The organism is Methanomassiliicoccales archaeon (genome assembly GCA_038850735.1).
Classification (GTDB): domain Archaea; phylum Thermoplasmatota; class Thermoplasmata; order Methanomassiliicoccales; family JACIVX01; genus JACIVX01.
This window is the reverse complement of sequence record JAWCLO010000002.1, coordinates 161,351-176,709: the sequence shown is the minus strand read 5'-3', so window position 1 is coordinate 176,709 and position 15,359 is coordinate 161,351. Positions and strand designations below refer to the sequence as shown.

The 15,359-nt window shown below is 42.5% G+C and carries 16 protein-coding genes; 4 read left to right on the top strand and 12 right to left on the bottom strand.

The features are described 5' to 3' along the window. The first annotated feature begins 143 nt into the window (after positions 1-143). Positions 144-2,021, top strand: coding sequence for a KamA family radical SAM protein (locus QW087_02300; protein ID MEM2943556.1), 1,878 nt, complete (start codon positions 144-146; stop codon positions 2,019-2,021). Between the two features lie 117 nt (positions 2,022-2,138). On the opposite strand, the gene QW087_02295 is transcribed toward QW087_02300, so the two are convergent. After that, positions 2,139-2,570: a CBS domain-containing protein gene (locus QW087_02295; protein ID MEM2943555.1), complete on the bottom strand. Its 432-nt coding sequence runs from the start codon at positions 2,568-2,570 to the stop codon at positions 2,139-2,141. Between the two features lie 181 nt (positions 2,571-2,751). Between QW087_02295 and QW087_02290 the strand changes: the two genes are divergently transcribed. Continuing rightward, complete coding sequence (locus QW087_02290; GenBank protein MEM2943554.1) at positions 2,752-5,568, top strand: HAD-IC family P-type ATPase; 2,817 nt, start codon at positions 2,752-2,754, stop codon at positions 5,566-5,568. A 268-nt stretch (positions 5,569-5,836) separates the two neighbouring features. Continuing rightward, positions 5,837-6,625 carry a PrsW family intramembrane metalloprotease gene (locus QW087_02285; GenBank protein ID MEM2943553.1) on the top strand — a complete coding sequence of 263 codons (789 nt, stop codon included), beginning with the start codon at positions 5,837-5,839 and terminating at the stop codon, positions 6,623-6,625. 111 nt (positions 6,626-6,736) lie between these two features. On the opposite strand, the gene QW087_02280 is transcribed toward QW087_02285, so the two are convergent. The 3 genes from QW087_02280 to QW087_02270 all read right to left on the bottom strand — a co-directional run bounded on the left by QW087_02280 (position 6,737) and on the right by QW087_02270 (position 8,967). Further along, a complete protein-coding gene (locus tag QW087_02280) occupies positions 6,737-7,624 on the bottom strand; it encodes a radical SAM protein (GenBank protein MEM2943552.1) in 888 nt (295 codons plus the stop codon). Positions 7,625-7,986: 362 nt separating this feature from the next. Continuing rightward, positions 7,987-8,133, bottom strand: a complete 147-nt coding sequence (locus tag QW087_02275) for a hypothetical protein (GenBank protein MEM2943551.1) — start codon at positions 8,131-8,133, stop codon at positions 7,987-7,989. Between the two features lie 174 nt (positions 8,134-8,307). Then, positions 8,308-8,967, bottom strand: coding sequence for a corrinoid protein (locus QW087_02270; GenBank protein ID MEM2943550.1), 660 nt, complete (start codon positions 8,965-8,967; stop codon positions 8,308-8,310). Between the two features lie 214 nt (positions 8,968-9,181). On the opposite strand from QW087_02270, the gene QW087_02265 reads away from it, so the two are divergent. Beyond that, positions 9,182-10,252 (top strand): DUF1611 domain-containing protein, encoded by a 1,071-nt coding sequence (locus tag QW087_02265; protein ID MEM2943549.1) that lies wholly within the window; start codon positions 9,182-9,184, stop codon positions 10,250-10,252. On the opposite strand, the gene rsmA is transcribed toward QW087_02265, so the two are convergent. From rsmA to eif1A, 8 genes are all read right to left on the bottom strand, one after another. Then, positions 10,212-11,033, bottom strand: coding sequence for a 16S rRNA (adenine(1518)-N(6)/adenine(1519)-N(6))-dimethyltransferase RsmA (gene rsmA, locus QW087_02260; GenBank protein ID MEM2943548.1), 822 nt, complete (start codon positions 11,031-11,033; stop codon positions 10,212-10,214). The genes QW087_02265 and rsmA overlap by 41 nt on opposite strands. Before the next feature lie 7 nt (positions 11,034-11,040). Next, entirely contained in the window at positions 11,041-11,595 is a 555-nt protein-coding gene (locus QW087_02255; protein ID MEM2943547.1) for a DUF655 domain-containing protein, read from the bottom strand. Positions 11,596-11,607: 12 nt separating this feature from the next. Continuing rightward, positions 11,608-11,928, bottom strand: a complete 321-nt coding sequence (locus tag QW087_02250) for an RNA polymerase Rpb4 family protein (protein MEM2943546.1) — start codon at positions 11,926-11,928, stop codon at positions 11,608-11,610. A gap of 11 nt (positions 11,929-11,939) precedes the next feature. After that, positions 11,940-12,233, bottom strand: coding sequence for a 50S ribosomal protein L21e (locus QW087_02245; GenBank protein MEM2943545.1), 294 nt, complete (start codon positions 12,231-12,233; stop codon positions 11,940-11,942). 1 nt (position 12,234) lies between these two features. Then, entirely contained in the window at positions 12,235-13,488 is a 1,254-nt protein-coding gene (locus QW087_02240; GenBank protein ID MEM2943544.1) for a tRNA pseudouridine(54/55) synthase Pus10, read from the bottom strand. Positions 13,489-13,581: 93 nt separating this feature from the next. Then, positions 13,582-14,121, bottom strand: a complete 540-nt coding sequence (locus QW087_02235; GenBank protein ID MEM2943543.1) for a KH domain-containing protein — start codon at positions 14,119-14,121, stop codon at positions 13,582-13,584. Beyond that, positions 14,108-14,893 (bottom strand): serine protein kinase RIO, encoded by a 786-nt coding sequence (locus QW087_02230; GenBank protein ID MEM2943542.1) that lies wholly within the window; start codon positions 14,891-14,893, stop codon positions 14,108-14,110. The genes QW087_02235 and QW087_02230 overlap by 14 nt, the downstream gene beginning before the upstream one ends. A gap of 18 nt (positions 14,894-14,911) precedes the next feature. Next, a complete protein-coding gene (gene eif1A / locus QW087_02225) occupies positions 14,912-15,262 on the bottom strand; it encodes a translation initiation factor eIF-1A (protein MEM2943541.1) in 351 nt (116 codons plus the stop codon). Between the last annotated feature and the right edge of the window lie 97 nt (positions 15,263-15,359).

The following is a 15,359-nucleotide window of genomic DNA, read 5'->3' as shown; positions in this document are numbered from 1 at the left end:
TAAATAGTATGAACCCAAGAAATACTAATTAGAGAGGCAGCGCAGAGTATTTGAACCGGAAACCGAAAACACATCTTGCATTTCCTGCAACTTATGAATCATTTTTCCCTGCGCGTTCTATCACCATCGTATCGGTGATCAAAATGGTGGAACATGCATTAGATCAGGTGACTGAAGCAGATGGAGATATGTCAAACGCTAATGTCATGAGTGCAGAAAGGCGACCCTATTTCCACATTAGACATCATTTGCGAATATCTGAACTTTTTGATATAGATCCAGAATTTTACTTTCAATTGAAAAGCAGTAGAAATCTCGAGGAAGCTCGAGAAAGAATCATGTGTCTTCTTGAGCAACGAGAGCGATGTTTTCACGATGGAAAGATCATCGCAGAATCATTAGAACGCGTAACTGCAATAAGTTGTGTGCGGGTTCTTAAGAATTTCATGTCAAAAAGAAATGAGGAAGTAGCTGGTTGTAGCACTCTGAAAATTCTATATAATCTGGTAAAAAAGTACGAAATGGTTCCACCTGCGTTTCGCGCCCTGTTTCTCGACGTTCTGCACATCGTAAAAGGTTCAATAGGAAAATCATGTATATACAAAGAAGAAGCGCCACCATTTCTAGAATATGAAGAACTTGAGGCGGCAAGGATCAGATCAGATTATCTCGATGGGTTGGCAAATAGATGTTACGCCAAGATCGACTCTTATCCTCATGGTCTGAATAAGGAAGTTATACAAAGGAGGGAGTCAAATAAAAGAAGGATATTGGACGTGCTAGGAGGAGATGATGGAGATTGGAATGACTATCGGTGGCATTTGAGGAATCTGGTCAGAGATGAGGAAACGCTCTCTAAGATAATCGATCTAACTCCATCGGAGAGATTGGCAGTTCGGTTGGCCGTTGAGAACGGTATTCCATTTGGCATTACCCCGTATTATCTCTCATTGATGGACAAAGATGCGAGTCGCAAAAATGACCATGCAGTTCGTGCACAGGTAATCCCATCACTTAATTATGTAGAATCGATGATTGCTTTCAAAGATAAGCGAAAAGTTGTTTTTGATTTCATGAGAGAAAGACAAACATCGCCGATTTCTCTAATAACAAGGCGGTATCCAATGATCGCAATTTTCAAACCTTATAATGCTTGTGCTCAGGTGTGCGTGTATTGTCAACGAAATTGGGAAATCGACGGTGTCCTGAATCCTCTTGCACTGGCAACGAGAAAGCAGGTAGAAGACGCTTTGAAATGGTTTGAAGAACATCCGATGATTGTGGAAGTCCTCATAACTGGTGGAGATCCCGCATTGCTTTCTGACGAAACTCAGCGTGAATTCCTTGAACGATTCTCATGCATGCCTCACATCCAGAGAATAAGAATTGGTACGAGGCTGCCTGTAGTGTTGCCGATGCGTTTTGCAGATTCTTACATCGATCTTCTTGAAAGCATTCACAAACCCCCAGAGCTTGAGCTTTGTATAGTGACACATTTTGAACATCCATACGAAGTTACCCCAGAGGCAACTAAAGCCGTGCAGGCGTTGAGGAAGAAGGGTATAATGGTATACAATCAACAAGTGTTCACATTTGAAAACTGCCGGCGATTCGAGACGGTATCGCTAAGGATACTGCTGAAACGGATTGGAGTAGATCCTTATTACACTTTCAATACAAAGGGGAAAGAGGAAACGAGTTGGTTTAGGGTTCCGATAGCGCGCATTCTTCAGGAGGCAAAAGAAGAAGCACGCCTCATTCCTGGTCTTTGTAGAACTGATGAACCCGTCTTCAATATTCCAGCTTTGGGAAAAAATCATCTCAGGGCTTGGCAGGATCACGATCTAATAATGATTACGCCCGAGGGAGAAAGAGTCTATGAATTTCATCCTTGGGAAAAGAACATAGCTTTGGCGCCGACCTATGTCTACAAGGATGTTCCTATAGCGGATTTTCTCGACAGACTTGCTTCTAGAGGAGAAAACATCGAGGAATACAAAAGTATATGGTACTACTTCTGATCGCTTTAGCCTGATACTGAAATAAGCCATGTCAACTGTCCCTCAATAATAAAGTGGAACTCATAGCAATGACTTGTTTCAGAACGGCTGAGAATTTACCTGAAACATCTTGCTTCATTATTCTTGCACAACGGCAAGATGGTTCATGAGATCTTTTCGTGACACGATTCCCACTAATTTTCCATCATCGTCGACCACTGGTAGACTTCTAAGCTTGAATTCAACCATGAAATCTATCGCTTTCCTAAGATCATCACGCGGATGAAGTGTGATTACACCGCGTCTCATGATTTCGCCGACCTTCTCAGCAAACAATTTGAGAAAATTCGTTTTCGATGAACTAAAGCCAGGTGAAAAGGTTTTTAAAAGATCAAGCTTAGTCACGATGCCAACAAGATATCCATCGTGCACAACGGGGAAACTGTTGTAATCATACTTGTCAAACAATTGTTTCAATTCTTTAATCGATGTCTCTTCTTCAACTGCGATCACATTACGCGTCATTATCTCTTCAATCTTCATGTTTTTGATAGTCTTTGCAGCTTTCATTTCTATCTCCTGATGACTAAGAACACAAGCTAATAATAAAATTCGCGTCTTTCATGAATCACCTCCTATGCCATTTTGCAAAGGGTAAAATACGCGTTTTGGCATTAATTGAAAGTGATTCCAACTATTCCGGAATTTGTCACACGCTTTCGTAATCTTATTAACCACATGTGAATGGGAGATGACTCAGAAAGAAAAAGCAAATCGTCGAACAAGAGATCGTAGGCACGAGTGGAAACAAGGTTATGTTTTCACTGATGAGGGACAAGAACAAGTTGCGTGGCACTCCTTGTCGAGCAAAGATGTTATTGAAAGATTGAAAACCGATTTGAATGGGCTTACTCCAGAAGAGTGTCAGAAGCGTCTAGAGTTATTTGGACCGAATGAATTGCCAACGAGAAAACCTCCTTCAGTCATTGAAATCTTCACTCGTCAATTTCTCAGCCCTTTAATCTATGTTCTAATTGCAGCGGCGATAGTTTCGCTTGTTCTTGACGAGTTTCTCGATGCCTTATTCATTTTTATTGTTGTGATGATAAATGCAGTCATAGGCACGATCCAGGAAATGAAAGCCGAAAAAAGCGCCGAACGATTGCACCAATTGCTCAAAACAAGCGCTAGGGTAAGAAGGGGCGGCAAGGAACTGATCATCTCCGCTGATAATCTGGTCCCCGGTGATGTGATCTTATTAGAGGCGGGTAATAAGGTTCCCGCGGACGTGCGCCTATTAACTGCAACAAATTTTGCCGTAGATGAATCGCTTCTCACGGGAGAGTCTCTTCCAGTGAGTAAAATCACTGAAACTCTTCCTGAAGATACGGTTGTCAGTGATAGGAAGAACATGGCATATGCCGGCACAACCGTTAGCAGCGGAATCGCTGCCGGCATCGTTGTCGAAACAGGACTACGCACAGAGATCGGCAAAATTGCCGAGGTTGTCAGCTTTACTGAATCTGAAAAACCGCCATTAATGCAGCGTCTTGAGCGATTTTCAAAGCAAATAACCTATATTATTTTATTGGCGTCGTTTCTGCTTGCATCGATTGCGTTTATCAAGGGAATGCCGCTCGATGAAGTTTTTTTCTTTGCTGTGGCACTTGCAGTATCTGCTATTCCAGAGGGACTTCCGGTTGCGGTAACAGTCGCCCTCGTCGTACGCATAGCAAGAATGTCAAATAGAAACGTTCTGGTGAGGAGGCTCGCTGCAGTAGAGTCGCTTGGCAGTTGCACATGCATTGCGAGTGATAAGACTGGAACGCTGACCGTGAATAGACAGACGGTAAGACACATTTACTTATCAACGGGATCAGAATTTGGTGTGAAAGGAGAAGGATACTCAGGTGATGGCGAAATTGTACCGTCCAATAAAGATACGCCAATGACTAATGATGTGGAGCATTTAAGAGAGTTGGCGATTGCTGGCGCCTTGTGTAACGATGCTTCACTAGTGAAATCAGGGGAAGACTGGATATCTTCAGGTGACGCCGTAGACCTTGCGTTTCTCGCTTTTGCTTATAAGATTAACATAAACCCAGAAGAATTGAGGAAGAAATATCAGTTGATTAGTGAGATTCCTTTTGAATCTGAGAAGCGCTTTGCCGCAAAACTCTATATTGTCGATGGAAAGCCACGCGTCTACTTAAAAGGAGCCGTTGAAAAGGTCCTGCAATTTTGCAGGTACATGAAGACAAAGGAGGGTGTTTCTGAAATCGATCATAAGCACATTGAGCGCATTGCCGAAGATCTTGCGGGACGCGGATACAGAGTTCTTGCCGTTGCGGTTGGAGATGTGGAGCCATCCTCCAGTAATACAACTTTGTCTGAAGAAAATATTCCGCCGTTGATCTTTCTTGGGGTGGCAGGGCTCATCGATCCGCCTAGGTCTGAGGTGAAAAAAGCGGTTGAGGTTTGCAAGAGAGCTGGTATTGAAGTAGTTATGATTACTGGAGATCATCCCTCGACGGCTCTTGCAATCGCCAAGGAGCTCGGAATAGCCGCACAACAGGACGAAGTGATTACAGGCGTTCAATTGACTAAATACGACCTTCCCAGCAGTAAGGAGTTTTTGGAAATCGTGGGTAAGAAGAGAGTATTTGCCAGAGTGACCCCTATCCAAAAACTGCAGATCGTAGAAGCTCTTATCAAAATCGGTCATTTTGTTGCTGTGACTGGTGATGGAGTAAATGATGCACCTGCACTTAGAAAGGCAAATATTGGAGTTGCTATGGGTTCAGGGACGGACGTGGCGAAGGATGCATCCTCGATTATCATCACGGATGATAACTTTGCGTCGATTGTCGCCGGCGTTGAAGAAGGTAGGTATGCGTATGAAAACATCAGAAAAGTGACATACCTTCTAGTTTCGACTGGTGCTGCCGAAATAATTCTATTTTTGCTTGCGGTTTTCATAGGTCTTCAAGCTGATGGAGTTCATTTGGCGTTGCCTCTTGTGGCGATCCAGATCTTGTGGTTGAACGTCGTTACGAATGGTATTCAGCACGTTTTTCTTGCAATGGAAGCTGGTGATCCAGGTGTAATGAGCAAACCTCCAAGAAAACCGTCTGAGGGTATATTCGACAAGACAATGATTAGGCAGGTTGGAGTATCGTCACTCACAATGGGAGTGATGGCATTCAGTTTATTCTATTACCTGCTTGAAATTGAAGGAAGGTCATATTTTGAAGCTTCGAATCTTACTTTCTTGTTTATGGTGCTATTGGAGAATGTTCATGTATTCAATTGCCGATCAGAGTTTGAATCGGCTTTTAAGGTGCCTATTAGCAGGAATCGGCTACTCTTTATTGGAGTAGTTGGTGCGCAGGCAATTCATATCATCGCAATGCAAATACCAATCATGCAGGAGGTATTGAGAATAAAGCCAGTAAGCTTAGATGAGTGGATTATGTTATTACTGTTAGCACTCACTTTGTTGCTCGTGATGGAAGTTTTCAAAATCATTCAAAGAGCCAATCGCCGGAAGATCTCTTATGCTTGTTAATCGATTCATTTCACGTTAGTGAAGTCAGCTACTTTTTTTCTTTATTGGCTTAATGACGAGTTTAAAAACGAATGCTCACTATCTTTTAAAAATCTCTTCTACCGATGCCCTTGATGGCAAGGAAAGCAATGTTCTAAAATATCCCGTAGTTTTTACGGGAAAACTAGCGTCTAAATTTCTCGAAACCTTCATTATGAACAAATATGCGTCCGGATTCAAAGGGGCAATTCTTATTAGAGGATTGAGCCAATAATTGTAATGCGAAATCATGGACCTAGGATTATTTGGAATAATTCTCGTAATATTCTCAGCTTTGCTTCCATCAATTTTCTACGTGCTGTGGGTGAGAAATGCCGAGATCTGCAGGAGAGAACCGCTTGCTCTGGTATTTCTGGTATTGTTCTTTGGAGCAACGGGAGCGTTTGGTGCTGCTTTTATCATTGAAAGCTCATTGGTCTTCCTGATATTTGAAAATGAGACCCTCCTCAATAAATTTCTTTGGAGCTTGTTTCAGCCAAGCCCTGAGATATCGCTGTTCATAATTGCGGTTCTGTTAGCTCCAGTTGTTGAAGAGTCCGTTAAAGCTGGTGGCGTGTTTTTGTCATACAAGCGAATTATTGAATTTGAAGACGGACTGGTGTATGGTGCTGCCATCGGACTGGGTTTTGCAGCTACGGAGAATATCGTCTACTTCAGCGATGCACTGCAAACTGGATTTAACGTATTTCTCGTCACTGCTATAATGAGAACTCTAACATCAACAATTCTTCATGCGAGCTCTACCGCCGTGTCTGGTTATGGAATCTGTAAATGGAAATTATTCAGACAGATTGGACAGCATTCCGGTTGGTTGAAGTATTTGGTTGTTGGCATCATATTGCATGGATCGTTCAATTTCTTTGCAATAATGGGGCTGCTATTTTCGAGCGGAATGGAAGCATACTTCATCGGCCTTCTATTGTGCTTCATTCTCGCAACAGTTGCATTTAGAATTATGCGGCTAAAGATCCGAGAGCTAGATGCGGCTTACGGCTGCAAACCGCATCGGGAGACTTAGTATAACATTCTACTTTGAAAAAGAATATGCCTCAATAGAATATTGTTCCAAACAGCGAGCCAAAATGCTATTGTATTGGGTGAATTGTGCAAAAGCCCCTCCCCATAAATCTCAAATCAGGAGCCATGGATTCCCAAGGTTTACATTTTTCAAACCGGCGTCCCTGGCAGCCTTCATACATTTCTTTGCCTGTTCCATTGAAGTTGAAGGAAGATCTAACATCATATACTGGGGTTGAAACGCAAGGAGGGAGTAAGGAATATCTGGATCCAAGTCTGCAAGAAACGATGCAATTGCTGCAATCTCAAATTCATCTATGTAACCTGGTATCAACAATGTAGAAACAATGAGAAGCGGAACTTCCTTTCTTGATAGGCCAATATCTGCAAGTAACTCGATGTTTTTTATTGCCCAATCATTTGAGGCGCCGCAGAGGATCTTGTGTAATCTCTCATTCCACGCTTTCAAATCGATCTTAACACATCCTCCAGAGTCAAGAGCCAATTTTCCTATGTCCTTGGCATATTTCCTAGCCATCGATCCATTCGTCTCCCAACAGAGACGCAAAATGCGATCCAGATCAGACAAAATCTTTTTAGAAAGCCTAATGGAGTGATCAATAAAAGGGGTCGGATCCCCACCGAAATAGCAAATACAAGAGGTTTCATTATCGATCGTCGAGGCCAATTGAGCCACACTCATAACTGGGGATTTTGAGTGAGTCATGAATCTGTATTGCCAATTTTGACAGAAAAGGCAGTCAAAGCTACAGGCCCCATAGAAAACAGCAAGATTCTTGTATCCGTATTCTGGACCGTTGACGAAGGAGTACCTTGGAAAACCGATCTTAGTGCAACCTGGACACGTCCACGATGCCACACAGTTTGTCGGTAATGGATCACAATAAACATCTGCGATAGCATCGTCACCAGTTATGCAGTGAATATGCCCGTTACGGTTTTCCCATATACCACAGTATCCTCGCTCTCCTTCTTTCATTCTACACGAGTTAATACAACGCCCACATGGCTTTCCATCGCTTGGCGGACGGGACGGAAGACTGAATCGTGTCCTCATTATTGATCTGGCCGGAACTTCCAATGGCAATTCTTCATTACGAACTATACATTCTTTGCAGAGTCGTAGGTTTTTGGAGATGAGAGATGATTCTCTACCGCAACTGATGCATTTCATAGACAGTTCTCAATTTCCTGCGAAATTCTGCAACCATTTTTAATCAAATCATAGATGGGATATATGATCGAAAGCGGATCGATCTATTAGGAGAGAGCATATTGGATATACTGAATTTATCATAGAAGCACTATATACAGAATTTGAGTTAGAGCTGTTGAATTTGTTTACTTTTCGTCGTCTTTCTTGAATCCTTTCTTTAAACCCTTTCCGAGTTCTTTTGTAACCTCTACACCCTTCCTGACGCCTTTCCCTATTACCTGCCCAGTCTTTTCAGCCGTTTCTTCGGCCTTTCCTTTTTTCTCATCATTCATTCATCATCACCAGATCATATCATGTACATAGGGTTAATTAGATTTGCCGGTATTATGCTCACGCAGGGGTACAAACTTCAAGTGCGTCATTTTTCATAGAACTAGATCTCGCTCTTTCGGAGCATATGATTTCGAAGCGGATCAGAAGTCGCGACAGGAGTATAATGTCGATAATTATGAAAGCGACCGATCTTCTGAGATGATGATTGTTTTCGCAACTGTCGCAGCTTCGAACGCATCTTTTCCGTATGCATCGCCACCGATTCTCTTCACGAATTCCTCATCAACTGGAGCGCCCCCAATCATTATCTTAATCCTGTTCCGAATATTGTCTTCCTCTAGCTTTTTTATTGTTCTTTCTGCATTGATCATCGTCGTTGTGATCAGTGAAGACATTCCGAGGATTTTCGCACAGTTTCTTTTCACTTCGATTGAAAATCGTTCAGGGGAGACATCAGGACCTAAATCTATAACCTGGAAACCTTCAACCTCGAGCATCACACCAACGAGCTTCTTTCCAATCTCGTGGATATCTCCTTCTACAGTCCCAATGACCACAGTATTTGAGAACTTTTCATACGAAGCCATTTTCGCTAGTCGAGGTTTTATGATTTCTATTGATTTCTTGAAGGCATCAGATGCGACGATCAAATCGACAAGGAACCTTTCTCCTAATTCGTACAATTCTCCGAGCCTCTCCATGCCTTTCGCAAGTCCTTGCTGAATGATCTCTTCTGGAGGCTTCCCCTCAGAATCTAGAGCCCTTTCGACGAGAGCGATCACTCTTTCGCCTTCTCCGTCGACAAGAGCCTGGGCAATCTCTTCATAGATCAATTAAATGACACCCCGCTGGATAAATGACTTTGTTATACTTCTTTTTTGCCCGCAAGTTCTGTTAATAACCTCTTTTCAATTAAGCGAGCACAAAGGATCTCGAGAAGACATAGATTTGCATATTCTCTAATATTTATGAGTTTAAGCTGAGAGATGAATTGAAACTAAGCGTGCACCGGGAATCTATTTGGGATTTGAATGTATTTGTCATATCATGGAGAGCGCAGTAATACTCTGCGAAGGGAAGCTCTCTTCCACAGCTGGAAAAACGGCAAGGGGGCTTGTTCGATACTCGAAGAAATTTCGCATTATAGGAGTAATTGACAGCACGAACGCCGGCAGAGATGCTGGGGAAGTTGTCGATGGCATACATCGCAATATTCCTGTGTTTTCATCGATCGCAGAGGTGCTAGAATATTGCCCGCTAAGGCCCCAGTATCTTATCGTTGGTGTTGCCACCGTGGGTGGTATGCTTCCACAAGAATTTAAACCAATTATTAAGGAGGCACTACAACATGGCATTAGCGTAATTTCAGGTCTTCATGAATTTTTGGCTAATGATGAGGAATTTTCGCAGATCGCAAAGAGTAGCGGAGCATCGATTATAGATATGAGGAAAGAACCCCCACTTACGCAACTGCATAAATATAGAAATCTAGCTAGTAAAATCAATGCGGTGAGAATACCAGTTCTGGGTACCGATGCGGCAATAGGAAAAAGAACTACTGCGATCGAGATTGTTGAAGGACTGAACAGATTAGGTGTTAAATCAGAGTTTGTGGCAACAGGGCAGACCGGATTACTACAGGGTGCCAAATACGGTGTGCCTCTTGATGCCATTCAAGGTGATTATATGGTAGGAGAGCTTGAGAATGCAATTTACCAAGCATGGTTGAATGAAAAGCCAGATATTATTATCGTTGAGGGGCAGGGAGCACTAAGCCATCCGGCGTATGTTTGTGGGACTCGGGCCATAATCTCAGCTACCAAGCCAGATGCAATTATATTGCAGCATGCACCTGGGCGCAAATATAGAACTTATGATCCAGAACTAAAACTTCCCATGCCAGATCTGGATAGGGAAATAGTTCTCTACGAGGCATTTTCTAACGCCCCTGTTATCGCCTTGGGCATAAATCATGAGGGACTTCCCACAAATATGGTTCCGTCGATTTGCAGAGAGCTAGAGGCTAGATTTAGAATTCCAGCCGTGGATGTCTTCTTGGAAGGTCCTGACAGGCTTGTCAAGGCGATTTTGGATCGTTTTCCTTTTCTGAGTAAATGATATCGAAAATCATATCAGAAAGAATTCCGATTTCTTCCGGGGTGAGAGTTTCGATCCGTTGATTCGAGAAGGGTAATCTCTCAATATTATTGGCAATAATTCCCTTCATTCTCATGACCGTTCCTATTTTCTTTCGTCTGTATTTAAATAGCAAATCAACTAGACTAAAATATAACATTTCATCTTTGACTTTAAAGGGAGGATCCCTGGGTGTGAGGCTGATAATCATGGAGTCTACGTCTGGAGCCGGCCAGAATCTAGATCGAGGAACGAATTCCAATAATTCGCAGTGTGCACGATAATAGGTGCCCACGGAAAGCCTTGAGTATCCTTCATCACCAGGCATTGCGACCATTCTTTCAGCAAATTCCTTCTGAATCATGAGCACTGCACGATCAAATTTGTATCCAAGGATTTTGAAAAGTAGGGGGGTTGAAATATTGTATGGAATGTTAGAAACGATTTTGTCAAATGCGGGGAACTCGATTTGAAGTGCATCTCCTTCAATGAGTTCTACTTTTTCTCCAAATCTATCTCGAATGAACCTCGCTAGTCCCTTATCATACTCAATTGCTATTACCTTACTTGCCCTCTCTACAAGTCTTGATGTTAAGATTCCCAGACCTGGTCCTATTTCGAGAACTTCATCATCTTTCGATATTTGTGCGTACTCAACTTCCCTATTTGCGACACGCTCATCTACAAGAAAATTCTGCCCCTTTCTTTTTCGCGGGGTGACCCCGTATTTCTTTGTAATCTCCAGAATCTCAGAAATTCTCATGGCCACATCATTTAGCAACGAAGATATGATATTTCTGAGTAGGATCAGAAAGTTCTGTTTCAATGCGACGAGCTATTAGTTTTTCAGGATGCTTAATCGAAGGAACCCTCTGCGCAATATCCTCGAAACTTTTGAATTTACCCTTCTTACGCTCTTCAAGCACTGCCCACATCGTCTTCTTTCCAAGACCTGGCAAGAGTTCCAACATATGGAATCTCGTTGTTATCGCCTGGGCATCATTAAAGAACTGAACGAATCTCGATTCTTGACTCTTCACAATTTCCTCTATCACGAATGGTAGCTCCTTCTGCGCAGCTGTGGTCAGCTCGCTATAACCTACTCTTCTTTTGACATGAAGTATTTCAGCTCTCTTGCTAGCCTCCTTGCCTATGTAAACTCTTTGTCCTATAATTATCTGGACTCCAGTTTTGGGAATGAGCTCGAATAGCTTAAATTCCGTCTCACCCACAGCATACGCGATTGGCTCTCTCTTGAAGGATTTTTCTGAAGGAAGCCCTTGGGGTAAATAATCGATTATCCTAGCATAATCTTCCAAGATCATCACCCCACGGGCCTACAGATACTTCTGCACGATATTGAGTACCTGTTCGATGTGCTTCTTTTCGAGGATGAGTCTCTCTTTAGTGAACAGAATGCGAATATCATCTGGGTGAGTGGGAAGAATATCAGCAAGTTTGCATGCAATAGTTGAAGAGACAAAATCCAATTGCCCTAATTCTTCCCGAAGCGCCTTTGCTTTATCAGCAGAGAGTTTTCTCAATCGAGTAGCATGGTCCAGAGCGAGTTTCTGTTCAGACGTAAGATCTCGTGATTTGCTCTCTTCCATCAGTATTTCTTCTACCTCTGCTAAAGTGATGAAGTGCTCTTCGGTCACGGCACCACCGCCTATGATGCTCTTCGCAGATGTTCAGGTCTTGCGATTACTGTCTTGTACTTATCTCCATCCTTTACGCTGAGAACATAAGCTCGACCTCGGGCTCCAATAATGGTGCCTGTTTTTCCATGAAATCTGATATCAGGAGCGCCCCGATGAACACTGGAGTCGATTAGAATACTCACTTTGTCTCCTTCTTCAAATTTCTGAAATTCACGGGTAATCGGCGATAGACCTCTCTCCCTTGGACTCTTTTTGAGTATGTTCCTCGACTTACATCTTGGCCCTTTCGACGCTTTGACCATATCATTCCTCTCCAGTGTCGTAAGCGATTTCTATCACATCCAGCGATTTCACCTCACAGGGTACTCCCAAAGCTTCTGCGAAATTCGGTTTCGTTCTTCCACCATCGCCGTGTATAAATTCTTTGATGTATGTTCCTGCCTCAGCCTTTATGATGAGGATTATGTTTTCGTCATTCATATCAGCGATGTGGACATCAATGATTTTCTTCTTTCTCACTTTGTCGGCTCTTCTATGAGCGACCCTGACCGGTGTTCGTTGAGTGATAGGAATTTCTTTGAGTGATTGAACTACCTCATTAATCTTCTCCTTATTAATTTTGCCATCGATTTTTACTTCGACTCTATAAACTTTATCGGGTGTCGCATCCTTAATTTTTCTTACCTCAGATCGAGATGACATGCGCAAGTTAAGGACTTCAATCAGACCATTTGCAGATTCATTGATAATTTTCTCCAAGCTTGGCAAGTCGAGTTTCCTCTTCTTAGGCTTTCTAATCTCTATGATAAACGGTCTTCCATTCCCAAGCATTCTAGCATCGATATCTTCACGCCCCATCCCGTGAAAATAATGATCTACTCCACCCGCAGCTCTCATGATCGGATCGCCAATAAGTTCCTGAACACTTGTTTGATATAATTTACCTTTAAATTGACAACGTACACATCCTTTACCTCTGCAAACAGAACAAATCCAACGGGTTTGAGGTATATCTCTTGAATACTTTCTGTACGTCCCGAAGATGAACAGTGGTGATATCTCAAGCTCAACAGAGGCGAACCGAGTATCGATAATTGCAATAACGTCTGGTGAATCAAAATCGACCTGTTTTCCCGTTTTCATCTCTACCAGCTTGCCTATTTCTCTATTTAGCTCACTTTTGATAGCTTCAGCAGATTCTCCTCCAACCTCCCCCCATAACCGCTCTTCTCTCTCTACGATCTCTGGGTCGATTTTCGTTCCAATGAGAAAAGTCTCAAACTCCAACGATGAAAGCTTCTTGATCGCAGCCTCCGCGAATCGATCTAATTCCCAGAAAAGGTCGCCACAAACCCAGCAGTGATCATGAGATGGAATATTTTTACCAATTAGCGCACTGTGTAAGGCCACAGCCATTCTTAGGGATTCTCCACGTTGTTTATTTGTTAATCCGCGTCTGACTTGAGCAAATAACCTACCGAGACAGTGGTCGCATAAATCTCTCTTGAGTGCGAGCTGCGCCTTTGATAGTAAATCGTGCATGTGACCCTGAATCATTTAATCGATTTTAATACTGTTACGGTAATAATGCAACCTGTCCCTCGTTTTTGAAGCGAAATACGTTGGCGTATAGAATTAGGGGCAAGTGCATCAATCAAATCCCATTTCAGCAATCCGGAGATAGGGTCTGGATCTCTCAAGATAGCGGTAAACAGTGGCATGCTCACTTCCCCTCAGGATCATTTCAACTGCCGTTTTTGCAATCGGCATTTGGATAGAATTTGCAATTATAGATACGGTGTTTCCGTAAATAGAAATGGAAGCGCCAGTGAGGTCTTCTATGATTTTCCTGGTTTTCCCCTTTGTACCGATGAGTCTCGCCCTCATCCTCGTGACATGGTTTTTCTTTTTGCCAACAAATTCTCTGATGTCAATTGTTTCCAGATATTCATCCTCTTCGAGGAGTCGTAATGCTCTTTCCGGAGAGAATCCTCTCCCTATTGCTTTCACTATATCTACGACGACCAGGGACATGATAGGATCTTCCACTTCGTGATCATCGAGAACAACCTCGCCGTCTGAATTTATCTGAAGCTTTACTTTTGTCCTATTTTCGATGAGTCTTTTCGTTTCGCCGTTTCTGCCAATGAGGACTCCGACGCGTTCTGCTGGTATTCTAAGAATCTTCAAGTCCCTCACCCATAACGACCTTAAAGATCTCATCTGAATCGAGAGTTTTAACTTTTTTAGATTTGAAATACTCATTAATATTCGTAATGTCTCTTTTTAAATATTCTCTAGCATTTGGATGGTCAATTAACACCGCCTGGCCGCAATCTATGATCACTGGACTGTTATCATGAATGAGCACATTATACTCGCTGAGATCTCCGTGGACCAACTCAGCCTTCTGAAAAGATAATCTCATGTATTTTACTAAGGTCTCGTAAATTTCCTGAGGATCGTCCAGGGTAACATCCTTCATGAGTGGCGCTGGCGCTTCTTCTGTACCTATATATTCCATCACAAGCAAATTCTTGTAAAATCTGATTGGATGTGGCACCCTCACACCAGCCTCATAGAATCTCTGGAGATTTCTGAACTCCTTGGCTGCCCATGCAAAAATGATCTTCCTGTGATTGCCATATAATCCCTTGAATCGAGGGTCACCTTCAATATAACTAGAAATTCTCTTGAAGGTAGCTGTAGCTACCCTGTATATTTTGAGCGCTACATAGCTCTCGTCTTCCCTTTTACAAAGAAATACATTTCCTTCTTTGCCAGTTGAGATGGGAAACTCGACAGTTTCAAAGACCCCATCACTCATCAATTTATAAATTGCAAGGAGTGTATCTTTATCAAAGACTTGATCGAGTACCTTCCGATCCTCTATACCCTTATTCTTCTGGCGCAGTTTCTCGAGCTCTCTCTCGATATAAGCCAGAGATTCCTTACTGTTCATAGGTTAAACTCCAATTGATTAGAAAATATCAAGATTCTTTGGAAGAATTTTCTTTCTGCTTAAGTAATTGGCCTGAGTCTTAGTGTAACGATAAAGGATGTCAGCTTTATCATCCTGAAAATCCCAAGGTTTGACGATAACCAGGTCTCCTTTTCTTATCCACATGCGTTTTTTGATTTTTCCTGGTATCCGACCCATTCTGGCCTTTCCATCTGCACACAAAACTCTAATCCTCGATCCCCCGAGGAGCTGATCAGCTATGCCAAACATTTCCCCTTCTCTTCTATTTGGGAGAGGGGATCGTAATACGTCCTCGCCCTGTTCATCCAGTTCTTCATCCTCCTCGAGGTGGTAATTGTGGTGATTCAATTGAATCCTCCACTTGAACCTTTTAGCTTCTTGTGTCATATCATAATCGATTATTTAATGCTATGGCAACATCAGACTTAGAAGCTTTAAAAATAGC

Bases quoted from the DNA above. Each gene is read 5' to 3' on its own strand.
- QW087_02300 (MEM2943556.1), top strand. From the start codon at position 144: ATGGTGGAACATGCATTAGATCAGGTGACTGAAGCAGATGGAGATATG.
- QW087_02295 (MEM2943555.1), bottom strand. From the start codon at position 2,570: ATGAAAGCTGCAAAGACTATCAAAAACATGAAGATTGAAGAGATAATG.
- QW087_02290 (MEM2943554.1), top strand. From the start codon at position 2,752: ATGACTCAGAAAGAAAAAGCAAATCGTCGAACAAGAGATCGTAGGCAC.
- QW087_02285 (MEM2943553.1), top strand. From the start codon at position 5,837: ATGGACCTAGGATTATTTGGAATAATTCTCGTAATATTCTCAGCTTTG.
- QW087_02280 (MEM2943552.1), bottom strand. From the start codon at position 7,624: ATGAAAGAAGGAGAGCGAGGATACTGTGGTATATGGGAAAACCGTAAC.
- QW087_02275 (MEM2943551.1), bottom strand. From the start codon at position 8,133: ATGAATGATGAGAAAAAAGGAAAGGCCGAAGAAACGGCTGAAAAGACT.
- QW087_02265 (MEM2943549.1), top strand. From the start codon at position 9,182: ATGGAGAGCGCAGTAATACTCTGCGAAGGGAAGCTCTCTTCCACAGCT.
- rsmA (MEM2943548.1), bottom strand. From the start codon at position 11,033: ATGAGAATTTCTGAGATTCTGGAGATTACAAAGAAATACGGGGTCACC.
- QW087_02255 (MEM2943547.1), bottom strand. From the start codon at position 11,595: ATGATCTTGGAAGATTATGCTAGGATAATCGATTATTTACCCCAAGGG.
- QW087_02245 (MEM2943545.1), bottom strand. From the start codon at position 12,233: ATGGTCAAAGCGTCGAAAGGGCCAAGATGTAAGTCGAGGAACATACTC.
- QW087_02240 (MEM2943544.1), bottom strand. From the start codon at position 13,488: ATGATTCAGGGTCACATGCACGATTTACTATCAAAGGCGCAGCTCGCA.
- QW087_02230 (MEM2943542.1), bottom strand. From the start codon at position 14,893: ATGAACAGTAAGGAATCTCTGGCTTATATCGAGAGAGAGCTCGAGAAA.